Here is a 5,678-nt window from a genome sequence, read left to right as displayed (position 1 = left end):
CGGGTTGATTAGGAATTTCCATCTGTAACATCCTGCGTGTGTTTTGAAGTTGTGATATTGAATTCGGTACCGAGTTTGCGATAAGCTTCAAAGACCTTCTGCAACATGGCCATTCGACTCATCTGCGAAGTGTAGGCTTCTAAGAACAGCCCTTCGATGATTTTCAGCTCTTTCCTGATCTTCATTGTCGGAAACTTGGGCGCTGTCGAAAGCATCATGGTCGGATGCGTAATCGGCCCGTTCGTGGTGATGGTCGCTTGCAAGCCGCGAAAGTTCATCTCGATTTTTACTTCGCTCCGCTTAGGCTTCCTCGCCAGGGGCACACTCACCGCCTTGATCAGTAGCGGGCTACCGAAAATGCTCGTTCTGATTTTGTCAAAATTTTCCATGGTTGTGTTTTATCAGCGATGCTCACCTTACTTTTTATGGCCACGGAGACACGAAGACACTGAGTTTTTTTTGGGAATCCTTCTTTTAAAAAACTCCGTGTCTCGGTGCCTCTGTGGCGGATAGTTTTGGAAAGTGAGAACTGCTATTAATTGTGATCGTTGAAATAATCGGCCAAGGCATCCAGCGTACCAAGCACCCGGCTTTCCCACCAGACTTGGTACTGGTAAGCCCAGCGGCCCAGTTGGGCAAATGCCCGATACAGTAGTCTTCTGTGCATAGTAATACATGGGATGACGTTGTGTAGAGGCTTACTCCTCCTCCATTCGTTTCATTGAGCAGGCGACGCAGGGGCATTTCGTTCTGGCGAATTTTTCGCGCCCTGTCAAGATATAGTGCGCACGTTGGTAGGCATCAAAGCCAATTTGCTCGTAGTAACCTTGTACCAGTTGCTCATTTAGTGGCTCCGGCGCTTCTCGGACCATCTTTTTAATGATGGGAAGTGCGATCTCTTCCAGGCTTTCTTCCGAGCTTTTTCCGGTAAGCCCTCCAATCAGCGCAGGAATCGAACTGAGCAATATTTTAGGGATAAAACCCAGTGAACCTTCCTCGTTCTTGGAAGATTGGTGACGACGAACAAAGGCCGCCAGCTCGTCCTGGTATTCTTCGTAACCTTCCACTTTCGTGAGATCAAAGGACTTGGGGTCATCGAGCCACAGTTTCTTGAGATTATCTACTTCTTCGCGAGTTTTCATGCAGTTGATTATTTTAGGAGTGGTTTTCACTTGGGCTTTTGTTTGGCCACGGAGGCACGAAGACACGGAGGTTTGTTTTTTAAAAACTCAGTGCCTCAGTGCCTCTGCGGCTAATAATTTCACCAGGTGAGCACCACTGATTAGCATTTGATTAATTGGAGAGATCTTTCCAATACGGCAGGCCATCCTGGTCCCAATCACGGAATTCGGCGATCTTCTTGGTGCCGCTTTCGTAGATGGCCGCCCAGTTGATGCGCCCGCCCCAGTTGGCTCCTTTTTCCGTGCTTCGGGTACCGGCGACGAGTCCTTTGAATTTTTCTAAGACAGCGGCCAGCTTTTGCGGCGAGCGATCTTCAAAGTCTTTGGTCTTCATGCAGTACGGCGGTTTGCCCTGTACGTGATCGACGAAGTAAATCTTGCAGGCGAAGCGCCCAGGGGCGGCCTTCTTTTTGCGTTTTCGGTTACTGCTTGTGCTAGTTGCCATGTTGTTGATTTATGCGGCTTGTAATTGAGCAATACGCTCTTGGAATTCACGGATAATACCGGTTCCATATTTCTTACGCAGCGCCTGCGTGAGGACGTGGTAAGCTTGATCGGGGCCGTATTCGGCACCTGGTAAAAGGCTCTTTTCGTACTGATTGACAGCTTTGGTCAATATTTCATCGCGCTTGTCTTTGGCCTGGTCTTTTTGGCTTTTGTTGTACCACTCTCGGGTTTTGTGGAACCCGTGTTCGTTACGCATGTCGAAGTAGCTGTTCGGTAGTGGTATCCAGCGGGTCGGACGGACGCTATCCAAATCACCCAGCTTCTGTTTCTTTAGAACAGGATCGTTATCGAGCCAACGGCGAACCATTCTGATTCTGCGCCGGAGGATCGTCTTTGCCTTATCGTAACCACCGGGCTTTACCCACCAAGCCAGATATTCGGTAATAGCAACCTGCGCTTCCCATTTCACACTATTGCTCAGCCATTTGTCGCTGTAAAGCACTTCGTGGGCATAAGCCCAAACCGAGCGGCCAATGCGCTCTACCTCGTTCCGATCTGGTAAATCCAGGTGCCCTACCGCATCATCTAGCTCAAAGGGCAGCGTTTCTGCGGGCTCTGAGCGGGGGGGCGCGGCGGAACTCGGGGGGAAAGGTTCCTGACCACGGGCGACGGTGGGGTTCTCGATCGTTTCGTACCCTGTCCCCAGGTTATCTTGTGCGGTTGGCGATGCCGCTTCTTGGTTATCTTGTGCGGCTTCCGTTGCGGCCTTTTCAACAGGCTTTTCGGCCTCTTTCCACGGTTTTAGCGACTTCTCCACATCTCTGATAACCGTAAATGATTGATTATCAACGCCTGTTGGAGAGGCTGCGCCGCTCTTATTTATTAATTTATTGGTATCCTGTAACAGGTTACCTGTCTCTATATGGCGCAAAGTTTTCACATCAACACAAAAAAAGAGGCTGTTGTGGTTGTCGTTCACCTGCTTGGTTTGCAGGTGCATCATCATAGGGTTGATATCCAGTTCATAGCTGCTGTTGGTGCCATGCCAGGCCGCGTAAGCGATCAGTCCGGCCTGCTCCAGGCGTTGGCGCAGATTGATGATCGTACGCTTGCCTACCCCCATTTCCTGCGCTAGAGCGCCATTACTAGTACGCAGGGTCGGCAGTGGCTGTCTGGGGAGCAACACGCACCTACCTGCTCCCTGCGCACTGTTCAAGCGATAGTAGTACAGGTTGAGCAAATACTCAGCCAACTTGATGTGACTACTTCTTAGACGATCGCGAAGAGGTTTCCCCTGATTGTACTGATTGACCAAAGGGCGCAAGCAGTTACGCTTGCTCTTGGCCAAGTGAAGTTCGAAAATGTATTGTTGCGTTTGTGTCTTACACATGGGATAGTATTTTCGGGAGTAGGCAGGACAGTAGCCGCAAGCGGCCACCGCCTGCCTTCCTCGACCGTTTCGTCTTATTGGTGCTGTAGCTGAGGTGTCTCCACCATCTCCACCGTTAATTCGTAATAGTATTTGTCGGCTTTCACACCGTGCTGGCCAGCCGCATTAGCACCAGCATTCTTATAGCGTTGCTTGAGCTCCTTAAACTTGTCGACCTGGGTGATGCGGTACCACTGATGGCCACCACCGTGCTGCTTAGGCATGTGCCACGGAAAGTAGTCGCCCACCTGGAGCTGTACATTGGTGATCATGGCTGTTTTATGGCTGCAAAAGACCGGGGGAATACCGTTCATAGGCTCCCATTGTTCGATGATCTTACTCATGTTTTGTAGTATTAAGTACGAGGTATTGGGTATTTGGTATTAGTTGAGATTTTTGGCTTCTTGTACCAAGTACCAAGTACCAGAACTTCAGCTCCTGCTAAAATTCGTAGGCACCACAACCTCCCCTTCACTCATTTCCGGGGCCAGCTTTTCGAGATCGGGCCACCAGTAGTAGGTTTCATTGCCGTTGCGGGTGAAGCGCTGAATGTGGCCCTCCTGGATCAAGAAAGACAGCTTGAGGCGCAGCTTGCCATTGATGGGAATCCCCAATACAATGGCCGCTTCTTCGGGACTAAGCCAATTAACGATGCCCTTCTTAGCGGCCAGTGTTTCGATCGCCAGCTTGTAGAGGTAAGCAGTCCGTATGTCTTTGTCGAGGATAGCAAAATCTGCACTCATAATCGTTTGCTTTGATGTGAGTTTTGACGGTAAAGAGTTTATTATCAACAAACTGAACCTATCAAACCTCACGGTACTGGGTAAAAAGTAAGTGGTACTTGGTACAGCATCCATTTTAGGGTTTCAAAACACTAAGGAGGAACGCCATACCTACCTAGTACTAAGTACCTCGTACCCAGTACGAATTCTGGGATTCGCCCAGCAGGTTATTTTTAGCAGTTCTCTTTTGATTTTTTCTAGCTATAGGCACGCAAAGGTTTCATAAGGGAATCCCCTAAAAAAACCTCCGTGTCTCCGCGCCTCCGCGGCTAATTATTCTCTAAAGTGAGCACTGCTTCGTTATTCTTGAGGGGGCTAAGTGTGGACTGGCCCTTAGTACCAGTCCACCAAAAGATAACCCCATAAAACATGTCTTTTTAGGCGGCCATAACAGTGCGGTCGAGGTACTCCCCTTCTTCCTTGAGGATAGCATCCGCATCGTTGAGATCGATATTGGTTTTGAGTCCTTTCTTACGTAAAGGCATCACCAGTTCATCCCACCAGTGGAGGCCTAGCGCATCGCCGACGAGCTTAGCCTGGCGGGCCGTCCAATCGTCAGAATTATTCAAAAGACGGCCCGTTTTGCGGGTCGTTTCTCCGAGCGCTTTCGCTAAATCGGCTAAATCAATGCCTTGATGATTCATCTGGTCTTCGAACCATCCGCGAAAATCGAAGTAAATTTTTCCTTGCTGAGTATTCATTTTCGTTGAATTTTTAGCACCTTTATCTAAAGTTTATCCCTAAAACCGATCACAATGAATACACTACCTGCTCACCGCAGGCCGCACGTTCTGTGTGGCTGGAAACGACCTTCGGAAAAGGCACGGCGATTATATTCCGGGTAGAATGGTTATTCTAATCGGTGAATATGTTTTTGTAACCGCAAAGGCTTATATTCGCCTTATATGTTTGTTTAAGACAAATATAAACTCCTTTTGGATTAAAAATCAACTTTTAAGAGAATTTTATCTCCAAAAAAGATAAATTTATTTTTCTATAATGTACTTACCCGAGAATATCAGGCTGTTAAGAAAAGCTAGTGGGTTTTCGCAAAAAGAGCTTTCTGATAAATTACAGTTATCAAGTAATCAAGTCAGCAAGTATGAGAAAGGAGATGCTCAACCTCGAATTGAAACGCTGATCTTATTATCTCAGCTGTTTGATGTTGATGTCTCAGACCTTATTCTTCTTGATCTTTCTACGGAGAAGGCAAAAGCACGTCCAGCAACAATCACTCCTAAGTCCGAAGAAGAGCAAGATAAAATGCTCAACGCCCTTAATGACCTCCTCATGAAGCGGGTGATGCAGATCGAGGAAGAGTTGAAGAAGGTGGATCCGGAACGGGCGCGGGAGTTGGGGATTGAGTAAGCATCCTGTTTCTATTCTTCGGTTCCAATAATCATAAAATCGCTCTTTTCTCACCTTCAGTAAAGCACCAATACACCGCATGCCTACCTACACCCCCTCCACTGGCTACCAACGCGCACAGGAACTCATTGCTGAATGTATTCGGACCAAAAGTACAGTACTTGATTTGGGTAACCTCTCCCTGCGAGAGGTGCCACCGGAATTGAGGGACTGTACCTGGTTGAAGAAGTTGAATTTGGGAGATTATTTTTATTATGATAAAGAGGATAAGGAGTGGGTGAGAGGACAAGGGAAAAACGATTATGAGGATGGTGGTCGAAATCAGTTAGTTCGAGTACCACAAGCAGTAGGACTGTTACAGCAATTGGAGACATTCAGTGCTGGACACAATAAAATCGAGATTATTGACTCCTTGGATCAGTTGGTTGACTTGGAGCGATTGTACCTTCGCTCGAATCAAATCAGCGAGAT

The 5,678-nt window shown here is 47.9% G+C and carries 10 protein-coding genes; 2 read left to right on the top strand and 8 right to left on the bottom strand.

Going from position 1 to position 5,678, the window contains the following annotated elements:
- Positions 1-8: 8 nt before the first annotated feature.
- The 8 genes from ACRBG0_RS21745 to ACRBG0_RS21710 all read right to left on the bottom strand — a co-directional run bounded on the left by ACRBG0_RS21745 (position 9) and on the right by ACRBG0_RS21710 (position 4,540).
- The gene (locus ACRBG0_RS21745) at positions 9-389 is read right to left on the bottom strand and encodes a hypothetical protein (RefSeq protein WP_431488953.1); all 381 of its coding nucleotides are present in this window, start codon (positions 387-389) and stop codon (positions 9-11) included.
- Positions 390-535: 146 nt separating this feature from the next.
- On the bottom strand, positions 536-667 hold the full coding sequence (locus ACRBG0_RS21740; RefSeq protein ID WP_431488952.1) for a hypothetical protein: 132 nt from the start codon (positions 665-667) through the stop codon (positions 536-538).
- Between the two features lie 31 nt (positions 668-698).
- On the bottom strand, positions 699-1,142 hold the full coding sequence (locus tag ACRBG0_RS21735; protein WP_431488951.1) for a hypothetical protein: 444 nt from the start codon (positions 1,140-1,142) through the stop codon (positions 699-701).
- Positions 1,143-1,293: 151 nt separating this feature from the next.
- On the bottom strand, positions 1,294-1,626 hold the full coding sequence (locus ACRBG0_RS21730) for a hypothetical protein (protein ID WP_431488950.1): 333 nt from the start codon (positions 1,624-1,626) through the stop codon (positions 1,294-1,296).
- A gap of 9 nt (positions 1,627-1,635) precedes the next feature.
- Complete coding sequence (locus ACRBG0_RS21725) at positions 1,636-3,018, bottom strand: hypothetical protein (protein ID WP_431488949.1); 1,383 nt, start codon at positions 3,016-3,018, stop codon at positions 1,636-1,638.
- 74 nt (positions 3,019-3,092) lie between these two features.
- Positions 3,093-3,401, bottom strand: coding sequence for a hypothetical protein (locus ACRBG0_RS21720; RefSeq protein ID WP_431488948.1), 309 nt, complete (start codon positions 3,399-3,401; stop codon positions 3,093-3,095).
- An 87-nt stretch (positions 3,402-3,488) separates the two neighbouring features.
- Entirely contained in the window at positions 3,489-3,800 is a 312-nt protein-coding gene (locus ACRBG0_RS21715; RefSeq protein ID WP_431488947.1) for a hypothetical protein, read from the bottom strand.
- Positions 3,801-4,216: 416 nt separating this feature from the next.
- Positions 4,217-4,540: a hypothetical protein gene (locus ACRBG0_RS21710; RefSeq protein ID WP_431488946.1), complete on the bottom strand. Its 324-nt coding sequence runs from the start codon at positions 4,538-4,540 to the stop codon at positions 4,217-4,219.
- Between the two features lie 298 nt (positions 4,541-4,838).
- Here ACRBG0_RS21710 and ACRBG0_RS21705 point away from each other — a divergent pair, with 298 nt between their 5' ends.
- Entirely contained in the window at positions 4,839-5,207 is a 369-nt protein-coding gene (locus ACRBG0_RS21705; RefSeq protein WP_431488945.1) for a helix-turn-helix domain-containing protein, read from the top strand.
- A 79-nt stretch (positions 5,208-5,286) separates the two neighbouring features.
- The coding region (locus tag ACRBG0_RS21700) for a leucine-rich repeat domain-containing protein (RefSeq protein ID WP_431488944.1) at positions 5,287-5,678 on the top strand (392 nt) is incomplete at its 3' end.

It is taken from the genome of Lewinella sp., from assembly GCF_050633125.1.
Taxonomy (GTDB): domain Bacteria; phylum Bacteroidota; class Bacteroidia; order Chitinophagales; family Saprospiraceae; genus Lewinella.
Note: the sequence above shows the minus strand (reverse complement) of the source record. Positions and strands in the feature narration are given on the sequence as shown.

Bases quoted from the DNA above. Each gene is read 5' to 3' on its own strand.
- ACRBG0_RS21710 (WP_431488946.1), bottom strand. From the start codon at position 4,540: ATGAATACTCAGCAAGGAAAAATTTACTTCGATTTTCGCGGATGGTTC.
- ACRBG0_RS21745 (WP_431488953.1), bottom strand. From the start codon at position 389: ATGGAAAATTTTGACAAAATCAGAACGAGCATTTTCGGTAGCCCGCTA.
- ACRBG0_RS21735 (WP_431488951.1), bottom strand. From the start codon at position 1,142: ATGAAAACTCGCGAAGAAGTAGATAATCTCAAGAAACTGTGGCTCGAT.
- ACRBG0_RS21740 (WP_431488952.1), bottom strand. From the start codon at position 667: ATGCACAGAAGACTACTGTATCGGGCATTTGCCCAACTGGGCCGCTGG.
- ACRBG0_RS21715 (WP_431488947.1), bottom strand. From the start codon at position 3,800: ATGAGTGCAGATTTTGCTATCCTCGACAAAGACATACGGACTGCTTAC.
- ACRBG0_RS21730 (WP_431488950.1), bottom strand. From the start codon at position 1,626: ATGGCAACTAGCACAAGCAGTAACCGAAAACGCAAAAAGAAGGCCGCC.
- ACRBG0_RS21705 (WP_431488945.1), top strand. From the start codon at position 4,839: ATGTACTTACCCGAGAATATCAGGCTGTTAAGAAAAGCTAGTGGGTTT.
- ACRBG0_RS21725 (WP_431488949.1), bottom strand. From the start codon at position 3,018: ATGTGTAAGACACAAACGCAACAATACATTTTCGAACTTCACTTGGCC.
- ACRBG0_RS21720 (WP_431488948.1), bottom strand. From the start codon at position 3,401: ATGAGTAAGATCATCGAACAATGGGAGCCTATGAACGGTATTCCCCCG.